The organism is Candidatus Peregrinibacteria bacterium, from assembly GCA_016699755.1.
Classification (GTDB): domain Bacteria; phylum Patescibacteriota; class Gracilibacteria; order CAIRYL01.
This window is the reverse complement of sequence record CP065009.1, coordinates 67,408-84,002: the sequence shown is the minus strand read 5'-3', so window position 1 is coordinate 84,002 and position 16,595 is coordinate 67,408. Positions and strand designations below refer to the sequence as shown.

Here is a 16,595-nt window from a genome sequence, read left to right as displayed (position 1 = left end):
CAGAAAATTAATAATAAGAATTATCGGTATTTATCCTTGAGATTCTCAAGAAGTTGAGCAACAGATTCTGCCATTTGGGTAACATTTGCCAACAGCATGTTCTTCACATTTCGAAGGGAAAGCTCACCCATTCTTTCGGCAAATATTTTCCACTCTTCAAGAGAAGCATTTTTCAATGATGGAACAAACACGTTGTACCCGGAAATAGCTCTTTTTCCCGGAACAAGAAAAGGAATTTCTATTTGTCGCTGAAACAGATTCTCTAAAATATAATTCACGCTCTTGTCTCCATTGAGTTCAGCACCAGTAAGACCAGCAAATGCCAGCATTTGATCCTGAATTTTTTCGCCCCTTATTTTTCGAGATAAAAGTTCATTGGCAACCTTCATAGAAGGAAGAAGAATAATTGCAAATTTTTCTGAAAGTTCGCGATATTGTCCTTCGCATTTCCGACGAATATTATTTTCAATGGGAACATTTTCTGCTTCTGCGTCTTGTTGTATTTTTAACCACCCTGCCCCTTCTGCAAGAAAACTCTTTACATTTTCAATGAGTTTTTGATTTTCATCTGAAATATTAAGGAGTCCTTTTCTCATCACCGAATTCCCTAAAGATGAAAGTTGAGATAAATAATGAGTGGCATCTTCCAAAAATTCTTGAATACGCTGAGCTATTTCTTGTTCCGATTCTGACTCGAAAGGCGCACCAAATGAGTCAAGAGCCTTTTGAAGTGCTTCTGGGGAAAGTGGATCTTCTTCTTTTTTAATAGCACCACCCAAATCTTCTCTCACAGCACACTGAATAGCAATAACCCCAGAGGATGTATTCAAAAAAAATCCAAGCCTTTTGTAGTCCCCTCTGAGTAGAAAAACAGATATTTGAGAGAGTTTATTTCGCGAGTCATTTTCTAAATCTGTACGCGAGAGCAAAAGCATATTCTGGTTGTATTGGCACCACCTTCCCCTCTCCTTCTTTTCGTTTTTTCCGTATTTCGCCCTCTATTTGCGTAAGAAGCAGCCCCCACTCCTCAAGGAGTATCTCTTCATGACTTCTGTCGGATCTTCTTTCACAATCCATACATTTCAGTTGTTACAGGGGAAAAATACTAGCGTAAAAAAGGGAAAAAAGGGAAAATATTTTTACTATTTCATGTTCATTTCTCAAAATGAAAGTTTCTGTTTCCCGTATTCGTCCAGATGTTCCACTTCCCGAGTTCCACACCGCAGGCTCAATAGGTTTCGATTTTTCCGCCGCAGAAGAAGTGACTATTACCCCTGGAGAAATTGCTATGATTCCTACTGGACTCATTCTTGAAACTCCTTCTGGCTTTGCCCTTATTATTGCCAGTCGTTCGAGCGCACCAAAAAAGTTTGGCATTACACCACCGCACGGCATTGGGATTATTGATCAAGACTACTCTGGTCCCGAAGATGAAATTAAAATTCTCGTCCGAAATTTCCGAGACGAACCCATTACCATCGCCAAAGGAACGCGCATTGCTCAAGGCGTTTTTGTGCGGGCAGAACAAGCAGAATTTATCGAAACAGATTTTTCCCACAAAGAAAGTCGTGGCGGTTTTGGAAGTACTGGACACTAAGATCACATCTTGATTTTTGAAGCAACTCCTCTGCCAGCAAAAACCTCTCAAGGAAACGCTGTGGCACAAGAAATTGTGAGCACAGGGATAGAGAAAAAATTAAGAATTTGCTCAGCAGAATCGATGACTGGCGGAAGAATTGCCGCGGAAATCACAGGAATTTCTGGCGCAAGCAATATTTTTTTTGCCGGTGGCATTTTTTATGATGAACGCGCAAAAATTGATACTCTCGGTGTTTCCAAAAAAACTATACAAAAGTTCGGTATTTACTCCACAGAATGTGCCGCAGAAATGGCAAAGTGCTGGAGAGAAAAGTGTAAAGCGGACATTTGTATTTCCACAACTGGAATAGCGGAAGAATCTCAAAAAGAGACTCCTTTTGTTTTTGTTGGCATTTCTAGTATTTATGGAGAAAAAACAGTTCAACAAACATTCTCTGGAAATCGGATTGAAGTACAAACACAAGCTACTCTTTTTGCACTTCTGCTTTTAAAAGAGGAAATCTTAAAAGATCAACATTGAATTTTGTATCAAAAAAGAGTACCATAGCAGGATTTTATAAAACAAAAATGTCAGACCAAACAGCACAACAGATGAGCCGTGAAGAGCTTATTGAGCAGATTCTTTCGCTTTCGGAATCGCTCAAAATTTCGAAAAAAAAAGAACAAGAGATCCGCAAAAAAGTGCTCGAAGAAATGGAAAAACTCGAAACGGCAGAGCGAAAATGCGAGCAAGCAGAAATAGAAAACCAAATGCAAAATGTGCTCTCATAATACAACAGAAACTCAAATCAAATGAATCCTCTTTACTGGAGATCACTGGCACACAAGAGGAGGTTCTTTGAAGAAAAACGAAATATTTTTCAGTGGAATGACAAAAATTTGGGATCAGTCGCAACTGAGCTTTCTCCGTCTCCGGAAAAAGAACAACCAAAAACAACAATAGATTACAGTGATCAAGCAACACTTGAAAATCTTCCGACCAATCATCTTTCGGAAGCTTGGGAAAATCTAAAATTGGCGCAAGAAAAAACAACGCTTTCTCTTCGACAAAATCAAGAAAAAGGACGAGATTACTATTTTCGAAAACAAGAAGTTCAGAGAGCAACACCCCTTTCATCGACGCAATCATCAGAGCATATCGCCAATATAAACGAAGGAGGAGATACTTATGATGCACAATTTGAAATTCACAAAGCGCTCTACGGAGAAACAAATATCCAAGATGAAATGGGAAATGCGTTATCAAAACGACTCGATACCCCCATTGTTCGCCAACAAGAAGTAGAACATCAACAGCAACAAAAGCAGGAAAATTCACTGTTTCGAGTAGCTATTGAGGATCCGCGCGTGCGCAATATTCCACCAGAACAGCAAATCCCTCTCATAAAAAAATTTCTCGAACAACGAAACACCAAAAATAAAGAAAAAGGAGATAGTGGATATGCAGAGATGAAATTTGATGAAAATGCCGCCAAAGAAGTTTTGAAAAATGGTGGAACAATTGCCTTTCGCAATGGAGACAATAAAATTCTTATCCTCGGAATAGGTCCGCCAAATGGGAATAATCCTGAAGTGCAATATCTTTTAGACGAACATCCGCACGATGAAAAAAATGGAAGGAAAAAATCATCGGGTCTTAACGGAATCCAAAAAAAAGAAACTCCATCAGGCACCGAAAAAGAAGAATATGAAAACTGCCAAATTTCTCGGAATTGGTTCACAGGAATTTCTTCTACAAGATACAGCGGAAGAATCAAAAAGAGGGCTCCTGCCACCACATCAGGAAATCTTGTACAAGCACCACAATCAACAGGGCAATCGCAAGAACCAGCGCATACCGTCCAAAAAAAACTACCAGAAAGCAAAAAAATTCCCGTACCCGAGGAGTGGACAATACTTCTGAGTGAAAATCACGAGCTTGCAGAAGCCGTCGGAAGATTCACCAAAAATCACACAGATACAAAAATAGAAAAAGAGGCGTACAACCTTCTTTTTCATCTAAAACTCAACAACGAAGTTTTTCCTCGTGGAGAAGAAAAAACGGAAGAAATTTTTACAGAAGATCCCGCGCTCATCGATAAGGCCCTCATCATAGTTTCTAAAATGGAACGATCGCAACCTCTCCACTTTTTTAAATATCGACGCGAAAATCTAGAGAAAAGCCTCGAACCATCACTCAGAAAACTAACGACAAAAGAAGATGGAAAGCCAAAAGATAAAGAAAATGAACATCTCGTCAGCAAAATACAAGAACTTATTTGGAATGGTCGGGTACACTTCCGTTGTGATGATCTTCGCAATTTTATCTACTTTCAAAAAACCGGAAATGCCACTTTTCTTGAGAGCGTTCTCATAAACCATAGTATAGATACAAAATCGGGGTCGACAGAAGAAATTTCATCCGCCTCGACTGATAAATAATTGACAGAAAGAGTTTCCTCACTTACAGTTGACACACTTTTTTCATTTGTCGTATGGCACACAAAAAAGCTGGTGGCTCCAGTAGAAATGGACGAGACTCAAACGCAAAACGTCTTGGCGTTAAGGTTTATGGCGGACAATCAGTTTCTGCCGGAAGCATCCTTTTGCGACAACGAGGATCAAAGTATGAAGCAGGAGAAAACGTGCGTGTCGGAAAAGATTTCACACTTTTTGCGAGTTCAGATGGAAAAGTAGAATATTACGAAAAGAGAAAAAAACGATACGATGGTCGAACATATCGAAAAACATACGTTTCTGTTGTTTTCTAAAAAAAGAGAATTATGTCTTCTTCGAATTTTTTTCAAAACTCTGGATATTTTGCCGGAGTTTTTTTTGTATTCCCCTTTCTCTTATTGGGATGTATTTCTCCTGCGAAAAATCAAGCAGAGACACCTTGTTTACCTTCTTTGGTGTCCATTTCCGCGTATATTCCTTCTGAAAAAGAAAGGGATTTTCCAAAGAAAAAAATCGAAGGAACCGGAGTATATATCGATCGCTACACTGTTCTCACGGTAAATCACCTTCTGTCCTCTGGCAGTATTCTCCCCGGATATGACGTTCTTGAACAATTTCCACAAGAAGATCTTGCACTTCTCAAAACAGAAAAATGTGGAGTGCCTCTCATCATCTCTTCTGATCTCGCTTCCTCAGAAGTAGATTTTAGTCCGTGTGAACAAAAATTTTCGTCAAAAAAAGAAAGTGAAGATATAGTTTCATCCGGTTCAAAAGACCCCATTACCGGTGAAACCAAAATCTTTTCAGGACTAAGAGAAATCTCCGGAAAATACCCATGGGCAACCTCTGGAATGCCTCTCTGCAATGCAAAAAAAGAACTCATTGCTCTTGTGGTGGCAGTGCGAGAAAATTCTGTTCTCGTTCGCCCCCTTCCCAAATTCTTTCAAAAAAGAGTTGACATTTCCCCATAAGATAATCGAGAATGTTCCGGCATTTTCATCTTCCCATTGGGTTTTGTTGTCGCACGAAAACAAAACACCATTCGCTTTTGGAAGCGCTGAAAGCATTTTGTTTTTCAAAAAAACGTGCCCGCAATTATTGGAAAAAAAATTGGCATGTCCCAAGTGTTCGAAGAGGATGGTCGTATGATTCCTATTACTTACATACAGTGTGAGCCAAATACTGTGTGGCAAGTAAAAGAGAAAGGAAAGGATGGGGCAGACGCAATTGTACTAGGAGCCCAAAAACTTCCCGAATCTTCAAAGGCAAAAAAATTCCGCACCTTACGACAAATCTCTGGAAAGCATGAGGTAAAAAAGGGAGATGAGCTTTCTGTTGGAATTTTCGAAAAGAGCGAAAAGGTGACTGTAGTCGCCACCTCAAAAGGAAAGGGGTTTCAGGGAAATGTAAAGCGACACAACTTTAGTGTGATTCGTCTTACCCATGGAACCAAGTATCCACGTCATGGATCAACAGGAGCTTGTGCTATGCCAGGTCGTACAAAACCTGGACTCAAAATGCCAGGAAGAATGGGAAGTGATAAAATTACGCTTCGCAACCGATCTATCGTAAGAGTGGATACTGAGCGGAGTCTTATCGCCATCAAAGGACCTGTTCCAGGCTCAAAAAATAGCCTTATTCTCATTAAAAAGCAGTCATGAAAATAGATCTCTACTCATCTACCGGCGAGAAAAAGGAGCAAATTCCTTTTCCAAAGGGACTCCTTATTGAGACGCCAAATTTTGCACTTATGCATGAGGCACTCATTCGTCAGGAGGCAAATGCTCGTTTTGCACTCGCTTGTACAAAGACTCGTTCTTTTGTACGAGGAGGTGGAGCAAAACCGTGGCGTCAGAAAGGAACTGGTCGAGCACGACAGGGATCACGACGATCCCCACAGTGGCGAGGAGGAGCTGTTCTTTTCGGTCCAACAGGTGATCAGAACTTTGTGAAACAAATGCCAAAAAAAATGCGTCGAAAGGCTCTTCTTTCAGCCATTTCTGCAAAAGTAAGTGGAAAAGAGGTTTTTGCGATAGAGACTTTTCAGGTCGAGATTCCAAAAACAAAACACTTTGCAGAGCTCCTTTCACACATGAAGTGTTCAGGAAAAACTCTCGTTGTCACTTCGGGACGAGATGAGATTCTCGAAAAATCTGCACGTAATATACCAAACGTGAAAGTGCTTTTTGCACAATACCTGAACATTAAAGACATTGTGGATGCGAAACAGGTTATTTTTCTTCAAGAAGCACTTCAAGTTGCTGAAAATATTTTTGGAAACCAATGAATTTAAGTCACGTTCTTCTCGGTCCTGTCGTTACAGAAAAGGCAATTCGTCTTTCGGAAGAAAAGAATCAGCATGTTCTTTCTGTACATTCAGATGCAAATAAGAAGGAGATTGCTCAGGCAGTTGAGATTTTTTTTGGAGCTAAGGTGCGAGAAGTGAAAATCATAAAGATGCCAAAAAAAATACGGGTGCGAGGAAAATTCGGTCCCCAAGTAAAGCGCAAAGAAAAGAAGAAGGCTGTTGTTCGCCTTGCTGAGGGGCAATCCCTTGACCTCCTAAAACCTGCCCCCGAGCCAAGATTAAAAAAAGACGTTAAAAAATTGGAGAAAAAAGCTCCGGAATCATCCCCTGTTTCTTCCTCATAAAATGCCTGTTCGAATTTTAAAAAACTCCACCAGCGGTCAAAAAGCAAGTGTTGTTGATTATTCCATTCTCACCCGAAAAAAACCGGAGAAAAGTCTTTGCATTAAAAAGGTTTCCGGTTCTGGGCGAAATGCACATGGTCACATTACTGTTCGACATCGCGGAGGGGGAGTAAAGCGAAAGATACGAATTATTGATTCGAAAAGAACCGATAAAGCTGGTATTCCAGCTCGTGTTACTGCCTTGGAATACGATCCAGGGAGAACCGCCTTTTTGGCACTCCTCTGCTACAACGATGGAGAAAAACGCTATGTTATTGCTCCAGAAGGGGTTTCTGTAGGAGCAGAGGTTATCTGTGATAAAAAAGCGAAGATTCAAACCGGAAATCGCATTCAGATCCGTAATATTCCACCAGGATACCCCATTCACGATGTAGAGCTCAAATTTGGAAAAGGTGGTGAACTTATAAAATCCGCAGGATCTTCTGGGAAAATTACTTCGCAAGATGGAGAGATGGCACAGATTGAACTTCCTAGCGGAGAAGTTCGGTATATTTCCAAAGAATGCTATGCCACGATTGGCATTGTTTCCAATGCCGACCATGCAAATGTTCGTATTGGAAAAGCAGGACGAAAACGAAAAATGGGATGGCGTCCACAGGTTCTTGGAAAATCCATGAATCCAGTTGATCATCCACACGGAGGAGGGGAAGGACATAGTCCCATTGGTCTCAAGGCGCCAAAGACTCCTTGGGGAGCACCAGCACTTGGAAAAAAGACACGTTCTCCACGAAAAGTTTCGAGTCGTTTTATTATTCGACGGCGAAAGAAGAAATAATTTTTTTGATTTCTGTTATGACAAGAAGTGCAAAGAAGGGTCCATATGTTGACCCACGACTCATGAAAAAAATTGAGCAATCAAAAGCCTCTGGAGGGAAGGGAGTTATTAAGACTTGGGCTCGTGGCTCGGATATCCACCCTGATTCCGTGGGGCTCACATTTGCGGTACACAATGGAAAGCAACACATCCCCGTTTTTGTGACAGAAAATATGGTGGGGCACAAGCTCGGAGAGTTCGCTCCTACACGAAAATGGAAAGGACATGGTGGAAAATTAGCAAAAGGACAGAAATAAAGAGAGGATATTCTCATAAGATCTTCTTTTGGATCTCAAAGACATGTCTTTGAGATCCTTTTTTAATATCTTGTGAAACATTCTCTTATGTATTTCGTTTTTAGAAACGGAAGGTTTCTTTGCTTTCCTCCTTTTTCACTACTATTATGAAGAATAGCTCTCTTTTCTTCTCTGCCCCCCTCACAGTTCTCTTTTTGCTCGGTTCTTTTTCCGTCGCATCTGCGGAGGAGATGGTGGCATGTACCGATTGCACCCTAGAACAGGAGGCAGTTACTCTAGCATCGGCAGAAATAGCAAATACAGAAAACGACATACAAACCTTGAAAACAAAAATAAGAAATAGTCTTCTCGGTATCAAAGAGAATTCAAGTTCTCTTGATGCAGAATTTGAGCAAATGCTCTCTGATCTTATTGCCAATGCTGGTTGTACTTCCTCAGAAGAAGAGATACTTAGTGTCGATGGCATTCAGGGGTATCTCTACGATATTCCTTTTTCCTGTGCCAACAACGAATCGCTCGAAGCCCTTGTTCAAAATGGATTTCAGGGAAACATGATCGAATGGAGCACCACGTTTGATTCCGATAATACAAATGCTTGGACAGATATTTCAAACGATTTTGTTCAGCTAGAGCAAAGTTTGGATGATTACTTTGCCATGCTCATTGAATATGAACAAAAACTAAGTGATGCGCAAGGATGCGTTGAATTCATGCTCGAAAAACAATCAAACGGAGAATGTACCGAAGAAAATATTGATCATGAAGAAGAAGATGTTCCAGCGGATTTTGAAGAACCGGTCGACTGTCCAGAGTGCTCACAATACTCCAACAAGATTGAAAATCTCGATGCCCAACTTCTTGCTATTGAGCAAGAAGTTGAAGCAAAAAATGGAACGATTAATACTCTCGATGGTCAACTCATGGAAAATACGCAATTTTCCACTAATCTCGCCGATCTTTTTGAAAATGTTGGATGCAACACCACCCAGAGTTTTGAAGATATTGAAGTCAGCTCCGGTCAAGTGGCAGGGGTGATTTACGGACAAACTTATTACTGCCAAGATGAAGCAAGTACGGAATCCCTTATTTCCGCTCTAGAAACCTTTTGGGAAACCCACACGCCTCCTTCCACAGATGAAGACATTATCAATCAAATCAGTACTCTTCTCGGAGAGATCGAAACACTCCAAGACGAATATAATGCTCTTATTGCCGAAAAAGTATCAGTTCAGGAGTTGCAGCAGAATTGTACCAACCTCCTCCTTACTCTTCACGATCAAGGAATGTGTTTGGCAGAAGATATGACAGGAGAAAATGATACTGCCGGAGATGATGACACAACAACGGAAGAGGTAAAAACAGGTGAGACTATTATTATTCCAGCAGAAAAACGCCGAAGTGGAAGTGGAGGAAGCAGGAAAATAGCAGATTTCTGCGACTTCTCCCTCTTCTCCAACATTTCTCCCGCGCCAAACACTATGGTAAAGCAAATCGAACACCTTTCCTTTGATGCAATTGCCACAATAAAACCAACCACCATACAACTCACTGTTGCTGGAGAGGCCCTTGAACTCAAAGCAACAAAAAAGACCGATGGATCGTATGCTGTTGTTGCTGATCTTCCAAAAGCAATCACGAAAAATGGAAAGTATCGGGTAGAGCTTTATGGTGAAAACAACTCTTCACCAATCTGCGCCCGTGATCGTCTCTTCACTCTTGAGGTAAACACTTCTATTGGAACATCCATTGTTGACAATCCTCAAACACCAGAAAACGAAAGCGAGGAATCTCCACAAGAAGGTGATCTCTTTAGCGAAGTAACCTTTTTAGACATCAAAAATCACTGGGCAAAAGAGTTCATTCTCCAGCTTGCTCAACGTGGCATTATTGAAGGATACGGAGACGGAACATTTGGACCGGACAACAATATTACCCGAGCAGAGCTCACCAAAATTGCGCTTGAAGCCTTTGCCATTGGAAAACTTGACGTTCAGGATAACCCTTTTCCCGATGTTGATTCCACTCAGTGGTACTCCCCTTTCATTGCACAGGCAAAGCTCTTTCACATTGTTTCGGGATATTCAGACAGTATGTTCCGCCCAAATATCTCTGTTACCCGTGGAGAAGGACTCAAAATTCTTCTGAACGCCGCTGGAATAGACACCTCTTCCTATGCCGAAATGAAGTCGAGTTTTTCCGATGTTGAAATGGGAGCCTTTTCAACAGAATTCATCAATTGGTCAACAGAACATGGAATTGTAAGTGGATATGGTAACGGAACATTTGGACCAAATGATACCCTTACTCGAGGACAACTCGCCAAGATTGTCATGAACCTTCTCAATTTCTTGAATCGTTAGTAAGTTTAGGAACGCAAGAAAAACTCAAATACCCCTTTCGATATCGAAAGGGGTATTTTTGATTATAACCGCAATTCTACCTGCTTTACGAATTGCTCTGCCAAAAGCTTTTTTTTAAGAAGCTCTTCACGAGAAAATCCATGCATCGCTTCCCATTCGGAATTTAAGCAACTCCCCTCTCTCCGAAAGTTTTGGAGAAAATACCGATCCACTCCTCTCAAAAAAGAAAGAATATTTTGGAATTCATTTTCATCATGAAACTCACGTACCATCGTTGTGCGGAATTCGTGTGGAACTCCAGAAGAGAGAAGAAGATCTCGAGAAACGGTAATATTTTGAAAATTTACCTTCACCCCCGTAAAGGCAGAATATTTTTCCTCACTTGATGCCTTGATGTCCATTGCCACATAATCCACGAGATTCTGAGAAAGAATATCCGAAAGCATTTTGGGATTATTCCCATTGGTATCAAGCTTTACGAGAAAACCATGTCCCCGAATATCCCAAAGAAATTTCGGAAGACTCGGATGAACTGTTGGTTCCCCTCCCGTGACGCAAACTCCATCGAGCAGACCTTTTCTTTTTTCAAGAAATTGAAAAAACTCTTTCTGCGAAAGAGAAGGCTTTTCCATGCGCTCTGGAAGTACGAGTTCAGAATTGTGACACACATGACACCGAAAATCGCATCCCGCAAGAAACACAATACACGCCGTTTTCTTGGGAAAATCAAGAAGCGTAAGCTTCTGTAATCCCGCAATGCTAAATGGCATCAGGGGATGAGGAGAGAAATGAAGAAAGTTCAGAAGCATCTGAAGTCCGAAAAACCTCCTTACGAGACTCATCGCAAAGAATAAGTGTTGGCGCCGCCGTTATATCATGTTCCCCTACGAGTGATTGAAAATCGGCATGTCGCTCGTCAAAAATATCAACCGGAAACGAAACATGTTCCGAAATATATTCTCGAAACGCCGGACATTTTGGACACGAAGTTGTGGTAAAAAGTATTCCATACATGGTTCTTAAAAAATCACTTCTCATTGTAGCTTTCCCCGAAAGAGACGAGAAGGGGAAACTTTTTTTCAAAAAAATGATATGCTCTCTCTCGATTTCTTTAGTGGAATATAATGCGAAAAATCCTTGTTATTGGAGCAGGAAATATGGGAGAAGCCATTGTGAGAGCCGCCATTTCTCGACAGGTTTTTGACCCAAAAAATACTTTTGTCCTCGATATGAATACAGAGAAATGCAGTGCCCTTTCAAGTGAACTCGGCATCTCTCTCGGAAATCCTGAAGATTGTGACACTGTTCTTTTGGCAGTAAAACCACAACATCTCTCGAGTGCCCTCCCTGCTAAAACAGCAGAAAATCCACTTCTTATTTCAGTACTTGCCGGAACAGGAACAAAAACACTGCAAGATATTTCTGGAACTAATAGAATCTGTCGAGTTATGCCAAATACACCAGCACTCGTTGGGGCAGGTATTTCTGCACTCTTTTTTTCACCAGAAATATCAACGGATGATCAAGTATTTTGCCAGAATCTTTTCTCGGCAACAGGAGGAACCATTGAGCTGAAAAATGAGGATGACATGCACGCAGTCACTGCCCTTTCTGGCTCTGGTCCGGCATATTTTTTTCGATTCGTCGAGCTTCTTTCCGAAAGCGGAGTGTGGATGGGGCTTCCCCGAGAGATGGCAGAAGAGCTCGCCAAAAAAACTTTTATCGGATCGGCGAAACTTCTCGAAGAAACAGGAGAAAGTGCAGAAATACTTCGCCAAAAAGTTACTTCCCCAAGAGGAACCACTGCGGCGGCGCTTCAGTCTTTTGCAGAAAATAACTTAGGAAAAGTCATACAAGAGGCACTTTTTGCCGCACAAAAAAGAAGTAAAGAGCTTGGCGGAGAAAAGGGGTGATCTCGCGAGATATTTGAAAGTTCACATCGAGGAGCGTATACATGAGATATTCTCTCCCAAAATATGAAAAAGAGTCTCATTATTATGGCTCACCCCAGCTCAAAAGGATTTTCTCGAAACATTGCAGAACGATATGCAAACGCCTTCTCAGGAGAGTCGGAAATTTTAGATCTCTATGACCCAGAATGGCAACAACCTTTTTTGACTTTTGAAGATATGAGCAAATATCCCGCTGATGATGTTCGGGAAAAAATACAAGAAAAAATACAACTCGCGAGTGAAATAGTGTTCATTTTTCCCTTATGGTGGGGATATATGCCAGCAATTTTGAAGAATTTTATCGATCAAAATTTTACTGCTGGCTTTGCCTTTCAATATAAAAATGGAAGACCGGTAGGACTTCTTTCAGAAAAAACAGCGCGCATTTTTATCACCTGTGACGGTCCCAAATGGATATACAGACTTCTCCTCTCCCCCTTCTTCACTCTTCTTAAAATTATCACGCTTCGTTTCTGCGGTATTCGAACAACTTCTGCACGCTTGTACGATCAAAAACGAAAACGAAATCCAGAGGAACTCGAGAAATGGCTCAGAGACGCAGAACGACTCGCCGAAGAATAATCCTCTCTTTCTCAATGAGGGAATTTCTTGGTATGATGCCAAGGATGCAAAAAATGCAAAAAGAAACCATTGGGATTGTGGGCGGAACGGGTGAATTTGGCTCTGCTTTTGCAGAACACTTTGAAAGAAAAGGACATGGGGTGCTCATTTCTGGAAGAACAACTCCACTCTCTCATGAAGAGCTCGCAAAAAAATCGGATATTGTGATTCTCTCAGTTCCCATTTCGGCAATAGAAGAAGTTTGCCAAATCGTAGCACCACACCTAAAAAAGGAATCGCTCCTTATGGATTTTTGCTCCACAAAAGAAGCTCCATTAAAAAGCATGCTGCAAGCTTTTTCGGGAGAAGTGTTGGGATGCCATCCACTTTTTGGTCCACGAAATATTCTTCCAAACCAACCTGTTGTCTTTTGCCACGGACGAGGAGAGGCATGGCTTCCGAAAATACGCGAGATATTTCAGGAATTCCGGATTTTGGAAATGGACGAAAAAAAGCACGATCAATGCATGGGAATTATTCAGGGACTTCAGCATTTTTTGGAAAATGCGTTTGCCGAAACCATTGCAAAAAGCGGTGTTTCTGTTGCAGAACTCCTCGATATTTCGAGTCCGGTTTATCATTTGCAAATGAATATTGTCGGGAGAATTTTAGGACAAAATGAATTGCTCTATGGAGAAATTGTCTATGGATCAGAAGCTTCTCGAAAAACAATTGCAGATTTTCTGAAAAACGCGCAACACCTCTTTGAGGGCAATCAATCGGAATTTGAAGAGCACTTTCGAAAAAACAGAAAATTCTTTGGAGATTTTTGCAAAAAGGCGCAAGAAGAGAGTGATCGAATTATTGCCCTTCTGTCATCAGAAGAACATGTATCAAAAGATACCAATGAGGAAAGCACCAAGGGGAAGATTGGTCTCTTGGGACCAAAGTACACTTGGTCAGATCTCGCAGGACAAATGTTTTTTGCGCAAGAACCTCGAGCACTTTTTCCTAACTTTTCTTCTGTTCTCTCTGCCCTAAAAAAAGACGAAATTGATTTTGCTTTTCTCCCCCTCGAAAATAGCATTTCAGGAAGTGTTCGACAGGTATGGAACGGTGTTGCAGAAAATGATTTCTGGATTGAGCGCGTATTTGAATTTCCTATTCACCACATTCTTGCTGCGCCCCTTTCAACAAAAAAGGTAGAAAAAATATTCGGACACCCCGAAGCTATTGCACAATGCGGAACCTTTCTTCATCAGCAATACCCAAACGCGGATATTGTTACCGTTGCTAGCACAGCAGAATCGGTAATCCACGCTGAAAAAACAAAAAATTCAGCTGCACTCTGTAGTCGTCTTGCCGCAGAATCTGCGTATTTCTCTCTTCTTGCAAAAAATATTGCCGATATTTCAGGAAACACAACTCGATTTGGACTTATTCGAAAACGATGCCTAGAAGATGTGATAGAAAAAAATGAAGGAATAACGTCCGTCTTTTTTGAACTCAAGAACAAACCCAGCGCTCTTCTTTCTGCACTCAAGGTATTTTCGGATGCAGGAAAAAATCTCCTTCGTATTGAGTCGAGACCGGTGGGAAATAATTTTTCGGAATATGCTTTTTTTGTGGATTTTGAAGGAGGAATAAGCGAAGACTGGAAAAAAGGGTTTCGGGAAAAAACAGAAAATGGAAAAATACTGGGGCAATACTCCGTAGAAGGAACACTAGAGAAATAGAATTCTTGCTAATCTCACCATGCTCGTTATTGGATATCTCATTGCCAAAAAATATCCAACGCTCGTAAATCCTGTAAGGACGGTTTCTGACTTATGGTTTCTTATTCATATCTTTTTTTCGGTAATGTCCAGAAGATTATGTCCGAGGTCAGAATGGGAAGGTTTGAGGTGTTTATAAAAAGCAGGAATGTGCCGTTTGTACGGTCCGTCTTCAAAGTGCTGGGTCACCATAAAAACGAGGTTGAGCAGTGAGTCCAGTGTCGGAAATACAGGGACTCGTTGGGTGATCTTTCTGCTATGAGTATTAAGCCTCTCGATCCAATTGGTAGTGTAGACCATCCTTCGTATTTCTTCGGGGAAATGGAGAAAGGCGGCATAGTTTTTGAGCTTTCCGGTCTCAAGACAGGAATCGATATTGAGATGTGCGGCTTCCATTTCTCCGTAAAGAATATGAGCCTTTCTTCGATCCTTTCGATACTGTTTTCCGGATCGTCAACGGAAAAGACATGGCTGAAGTCATCGGAGAACTCTTTCTTTTTGTCGGCTAATCAGATTCCGTTTCCGGTGGATCAGACACAATTAGTGTTTTCCTCCGTGGTAATATTCCTCTGTGGTTTCAGTAATCCCCTTGAGTTCATCGGAGATCACAAGGTTAATCTGGTTCAGCCCGCGACTGATGAGATCAGAGAAGGTCTCCTTCCATGCATGGGAGCCTTCTTCGGAGTACCCATTCCCCTTGTTCTTCTCTGAATCAGTATCCGTTTCCCAAGGAAGTATTTCTATTATTCCATACCCCGAACACAATAAAAGCTACACTACTTTTTTCCGAACAGTATGTATCTGCACGAGTTCTTTTAAAACAGAGAATTATAAAAAAGTATTACCTTATCATATTTTTTATTGACTTCACGAAAAAGAATGCGAAATATATATTCGATTTTTCATTTTTTAAAAAACATGAGAGTCGAAATTGTTTCCCGTCTAAATACTTTAACTTTAAATAGAAACAAAATTGAACATGCATTTGTTTCTAGGGAAAATATGCAAGAAGAACAAGAAAGAACTCCTCTCTTGAACACAGATGGTGAGAGTATTCACAACGTCGTTAACGAAACACGCGAAAAAATCAACAATATTTTGCAATTATACAGAATAGTCCTCCCTGTATACAAACAGGGAGAAACCATCGGGCGCACCGCCGAGTATCTTATTGAGAACCTCAAGGTGCCAGCAGAAAATATCACTGCCATAAGCGTTACCGAAGACGATGAGAATGACCACGGAAATGAAATTATGAAATCATTCGATATTTTCCCACTTCTTCAAGAAGATGTTCTAAATTCCTGTCTCGATGTCCCTCGTTTTCTCGATATTTTACAGGCGGAATCTCTCGATCAAATTCGCGGAAAAGGACTCACTATGCTTGCTGCCTATATTCAATTGCAAAAAGAAAAACATCCGGAATTATTTGTAGCGCAAATTGATAGCGATATCACAAATATCGGACAAGAGTACGACCCCATTCGCTATATGGCGTGGGCGCAAAAACAAAGACCCGATCTTGATGCCGTTAAGATGGCAAAAAATGGAAGGAATAATCAGCCTATTCTCACCTTTCTCAACACTCTCTCCATTATGGGTGAGAACTCGAAGCGATATACCCAAGGTCTTCAATATGATCGATGGCTTCTCACTGGTGAATATGGCATAAAAAGCAAATATATTAATCAATTGGTTATGGCGACTGGATATTCCATCGAAATGGTACTTGGCATGGGGCAAGTCGAGAGAAATCTTCAACGCTACCAAATTGAAGCAGTAGAACCACGAATTGACGGAAAGAACACGAATATAAAAGAAGGAGGTGGTATGTATACTGATATCTGTCGGACAGTGTACATTATTGCTCAACAGAAAAAACTTCTTTCCGAAATGGGAATAGGTGATATAACACGAATAAACGAAGATATAATAAAGAGGGCTGGAGAAGAGCCCATATATGCTATTCACGACCCAGATACAAATCCTGGTCCAAAAGCACTGAAGAATGAAAAGATGATTATCGAACCAAGCCGACTCATTCCCAGCATAGATGTCCTGCGGAAAGAAAAAGTTCTAAAGATTTGATATATTTCCTCACGAATAACAAAGATCAGATTTTATTTTTC

At 40.9% G+C, this 16,595-nt stretch carries 21 protein-coding genes; 16 read left to right on the top strand and 5 right to left on the bottom strand.

Annotation, left to right across the window (positions count from 1 at the left end; genetic code table 11):
* Positions 1-20: 20 nt before the first annotated feature.
* Positions 21-830 carry a hypothetical protein gene (locus tag IPN35_00425; protein QQS59344.1) on the bottom strand — a complete coding sequence of 270 codons (810 nt, stop codon included), beginning with the start codon at positions 828-830 and terminating at the stop codon, positions 21-23.
* A 335-nt stretch (positions 831-1,165) separates the two neighbouring features.
* Between IPN35_00425 and dut the strand changes: the two genes are divergently transcribed.
* From dut to IPN35_00365, 12 genes are all read left to right on the top strand, one after another.
* Entirely contained in the window at positions 1,166-1,597 is a 432-nt protein-coding gene (dut, locus tag IPN35_00420; GenBank protein QQS59343.1) for a dUTP diphosphatase, read from the top strand.
* Positions 1,598-1,606: 9 nt separating this feature from the next.
* On the top strand, positions 1,607-2,119 hold the full coding sequence (locus IPN35_00415) for a CinA family protein (protein ID QQS59342.1): 513 nt from the start codon (positions 1,607-1,609) through the stop codon (positions 2,117-2,119).
* 47 nt (positions 2,120-2,166) lie between these two features.
* The gene (locus IPN35_00410; GenBank protein ID QQS59341.1) at positions 2,167-2,370 is read left to right on the top strand and encodes a hypothetical protein; all 204 of its coding nucleotides are present in this window, start codon (positions 2,167-2,169) and stop codon (positions 2,368-2,370) included.
* A gap of 21 nt (positions 2,371-2,391) precedes the next feature.
* Positions 2,392-4,020, top strand: a complete 1,629-nt coding sequence (locus IPN35_00405; GenBank protein QQS59340.1) for a hypothetical protein — start codon at positions 2,392-2,394, stop codon at positions 4,018-4,020.
* Positions 4,021-4,073: 53 nt separating this feature from the next.
* On the top strand, positions 4,074-4,349 hold the full coding sequence (gene rpmA, locus IPN35_00400; GenBank protein QQS59339.1) for a 50S ribosomal protein L27: 276 nt from the start codon (positions 4,074-4,076) through the stop codon (positions 4,347-4,349).
* Positions 4,350-4,361: 12 nt separating this feature from the next.
* Positions 4,362-5,006 (top strand): hypothetical protein, encoded by a 645-nt coding sequence (locus IPN35_00395; protein QQS59338.1) that lies wholly within the window; start codon positions 4,362-4,364, stop codon positions 5,004-5,006.
* Positions 5,007-5,120: 114 nt separating this feature from the next.
* Positions 5,121-5,696 (top strand): 50S ribosomal protein L3, encoded by a 576-nt coding sequence (gene rplC, locus IPN35_00390; GenBank protein QQS59337.1) that lies wholly within the window; start codon positions 5,121-5,123, stop codon positions 5,694-5,696.
* Positions 5,693-6,322, top strand: a complete 630-nt coding sequence (gene rplD / locus IPN35_00385) for a 50S ribosomal protein L4 (GenBank protein QQS59336.1) — start codon at positions 5,693-5,695, stop codon at positions 6,320-6,322. Before rplC ends, rplD begins: the two co-directional genes overlap by 4 nt.
* Entirely contained in the window at positions 6,319-6,687 is a 369-nt protein-coding gene (locus IPN35_00380; protein ID QQS59335.1) for a 50S ribosomal protein L23, read from the top strand. The genes rplD and IPN35_00380 overlap by 4 nt, the downstream gene beginning before the upstream one ends.
* A gap of 1 nt (position 6,688) precedes the next feature.
* Positions 6,689-7,522: a 50S ribosomal protein L2 gene (gene rplB, locus IPN35_00375; protein QQS59334.1), complete on the top strand. Its 834-nt coding sequence runs from the start codon at positions 6,689-6,691 to the stop codon at positions 7,520-7,522.
* 17 nt (positions 7,523-7,539) lie between these two features.
* Positions 7,540-7,818 carry a 30S ribosomal protein S19 gene (gene rpsS, locus IPN35_00370; protein QQS59333.1) on the top strand — a complete coding sequence of 93 codons (279 nt, stop codon included), beginning with the start codon at positions 7,540-7,542 and terminating at the stop codon, positions 7,816-7,818.
* A gap of 146 nt (positions 7,819-7,964) precedes the next feature.
* Entirely contained in the window at positions 7,965-10,178 is a 2,214-nt protein-coding gene (locus tag IPN35_00365; protein ID QQS59332.1) for an S-layer homology domain-containing protein, read from the top strand.
* Between the two features lie 62 nt (positions 10,179-10,240).
* On the opposite strand, the gene IPN35_00360 is transcribed toward IPN35_00365, so the two are convergent.
* Both IPN35_00360 and IPN35_00355 read right to left on the bottom strand, forming a co-directional pair.
* Positions 10,241-10,948 (bottom strand): anaerobic ribonucleoside-triphosphate reductase activating protein, encoded by a 708-nt coding sequence (locus tag IPN35_00360; protein ID QQS59331.1) that lies wholly within the window; start codon positions 10,946-10,948, stop codon positions 10,241-10,243.
* Entirely contained in the window at positions 10,938-11,192 is a 255-nt protein-coding gene (locus tag IPN35_00355) for a hypothetical protein (protein ID QQS59330.1), read from the bottom strand. Before IPN35_00355 ends, IPN35_00360 begins: the two co-directional genes overlap by 11 nt.
* 110 nt (positions 11,193-11,302) lie before the next feature.
* Here IPN35_00355 and IPN35_00350 point away from each other — a divergent pair, with 110 nt between their 5' ends.
* The 3 genes from IPN35_00350 (at position 11,303) to IPN35_00340 (ending at position 14,427) form a co-directional block, all read left to right on the top strand.
* Positions 11,303-12,091 (top strand): pyrroline-5-carboxylate reductase, encoded by a 789-nt coding sequence (locus IPN35_00350; protein ID QQS59329.1) that lies wholly within the window; start codon positions 11,303-11,305, stop codon positions 12,089-12,091.
* A gap of 63 nt (positions 12,092-12,154) precedes the next feature.
* A complete protein-coding gene (locus tag IPN35_00345) occupies positions 12,155-12,712 on the top strand; it encodes an NAD(P)H-dependent oxidoreductase (protein QQS59328.1) in 558 nt (185 codons plus the stop codon).
* 44 nt (positions 12,713-12,756) lie between these two features.
* Positions 12,757-14,427, top strand: coding sequence for a prephenate dehydrogenase/arogenate dehydrogenase family protein (locus IPN35_00340; protein ID QQS59327.1), 1,671 nt, complete (start codon positions 12,757-12,759; stop codon positions 14,425-14,427).
* A gap of 105 nt (positions 14,428-14,532) precedes the next feature.
* Here IPN35_00340 and IPN35_00335 read toward each other — a convergent pair whose 3' ends face one another.
* Both IPN35_00335 and IPN35_00330 read right to left on the bottom strand, forming a co-directional pair.
* Positions 14,533-14,862 (bottom strand): transposase, encoded by a 330-nt coding sequence (locus tag IPN35_00335; GenBank protein QQS59326.1) that lies wholly within the window; start codon positions 14,860-14,862, stop codon positions 14,533-14,535.
* Between the two features lie 144 nt (positions 14,863-15,006).
* Positions 15,007-15,231, bottom strand: coding sequence for a transposase (locus IPN35_00330; protein ID QQS59325.1), 225 nt, complete (start codon positions 15,229-15,231; stop codon positions 15,007-15,009).
* A 237-nt stretch (positions 15,232-15,468) separates the two neighbouring features.
* On the opposite strand from IPN35_00330, the gene IPN35_00325 reads away from it, so the two are divergent.
* Positions 15,469-16,554 carry a hypothetical protein gene (locus IPN35_00325; protein ID QQS59324.1) on the top strand — a complete coding sequence of 362 codons (1,086 nt, stop codon included), beginning with the start codon at positions 15,469-15,471 and terminating at the stop codon, positions 16,552-16,554.
* Positions 16,555-16,595: the final 41 nt, after the last annotated feature.

Excerpts from the sequence above, each read along its gene's own strand:
- rpsS (QQS59333.1), top strand. The coding sequence starts at position 7,540 with ATGACAAGAAGTGCAAAGAAGGGTCCATATGTTGACCCACGACTCATG.
- IPN35_00405 (QQS59340.1), top strand. The coding sequence starts at position 2,392 with ATGAATCCTCTTTACTGGAGATCACTGGCACACAAGAGGAGGTTCTTT.
- IPN35_00360 (QQS59331.1), bottom strand. The coding sequence starts at position 10,948 with ATGCCATTTAGCATTGCGGGATTACAGAAGCTTACGCTTCTTGATTTT.
- rplD (QQS59336.1), top strand. The coding sequence starts at position 5,693 with ATGAAAATAGATCTCTACTCATCTACCGGCGAGAAAAAGGAGCAAATT.
- IPN35_00380 (QQS59335.1), top strand. The coding sequence starts at position 6,319 with ATGAATTTAAGTCACGTTCTTCTCGGTCCTGTCGTTACAGAAAAGGCA.
- rplB (QQS59334.1), top strand. The coding sequence starts at position 6,689 with ATGCCTGTTCGAATTTTAAAAAACTCCACCAGCGGTCAAAAAGCAAGT.
- rpmA (QQS59339.1), top strand. The coding sequence starts at position 4,074 with ATGGCACACAAAAAAGCTGGTGGCTCCAGTAGAAATGGACGAGACTCA.
- IPN35_00345 (QQS59328.1), top strand. The coding sequence starts at position 12,155 with ATGAAAAAGAGTCTCATTATTATGGCTCACCCCAGCTCAAAAGGATTT.
- IPN35_00335 (QQS59326.1), bottom strand. The coding sequence starts at position 14,862 with ATGGAAGCCGCACATCTCAATATCGATTCCTGTCTTGAGACCGGAAAG.
- IPN35_00365 (QQS59332.1), top strand. The coding sequence starts at position 7,965 with ATGAAGAATAGCTCTCTTTTCTTCTCTGCCCCCCTCACAGTTCTCTTT.
- dut (QQS59343.1), top strand. The coding sequence starts at position 1,166 with ATGAAAGTTTCTGTTTCCCGTATTCGTCCAGATGTTCCACTTCCCGAG.
- IPN35_00340 (QQS59327.1), top strand. The coding sequence starts at position 12,757 with ATGCAAAAAATGCAAAAAGAAACCATTGGGATTGTGGGCGGAACGGGT.
- IPN35_00410 (QQS59341.1), top strand. The coding sequence starts at position 2,167 with ATGTCAGACCAAACAGCACAACAGATGAGCCGTGAAGAGCTTATTGAG.
- IPN35_00395 (QQS59338.1), top strand. The coding sequence starts at position 4,362 with ATGTCTTCTTCGAATTTTTTTCAAAACTCTGGATATTTTGCCGGAGTT.
- IPN35_00325 (QQS59324.1), top strand. The coding sequence starts at position 15,469 with ATGCAAGAAGAACAAGAAAGAACTCCTCTCTTGAACACAGATGGTGAG.
- IPN35_00350 (QQS59329.1), top strand. The coding sequence starts at position 11,303 with ATGCGAAAAATCCTTGTTATTGGAGCAGGAAATATGGGAGAAGCCATT.
- IPN35_00355 (QQS59330.1), bottom strand. The coding sequence starts at position 11,192 with ATGTATGGAATACTTTTTACCACAACTTCGTGTCCAAAATGTCCGGCG.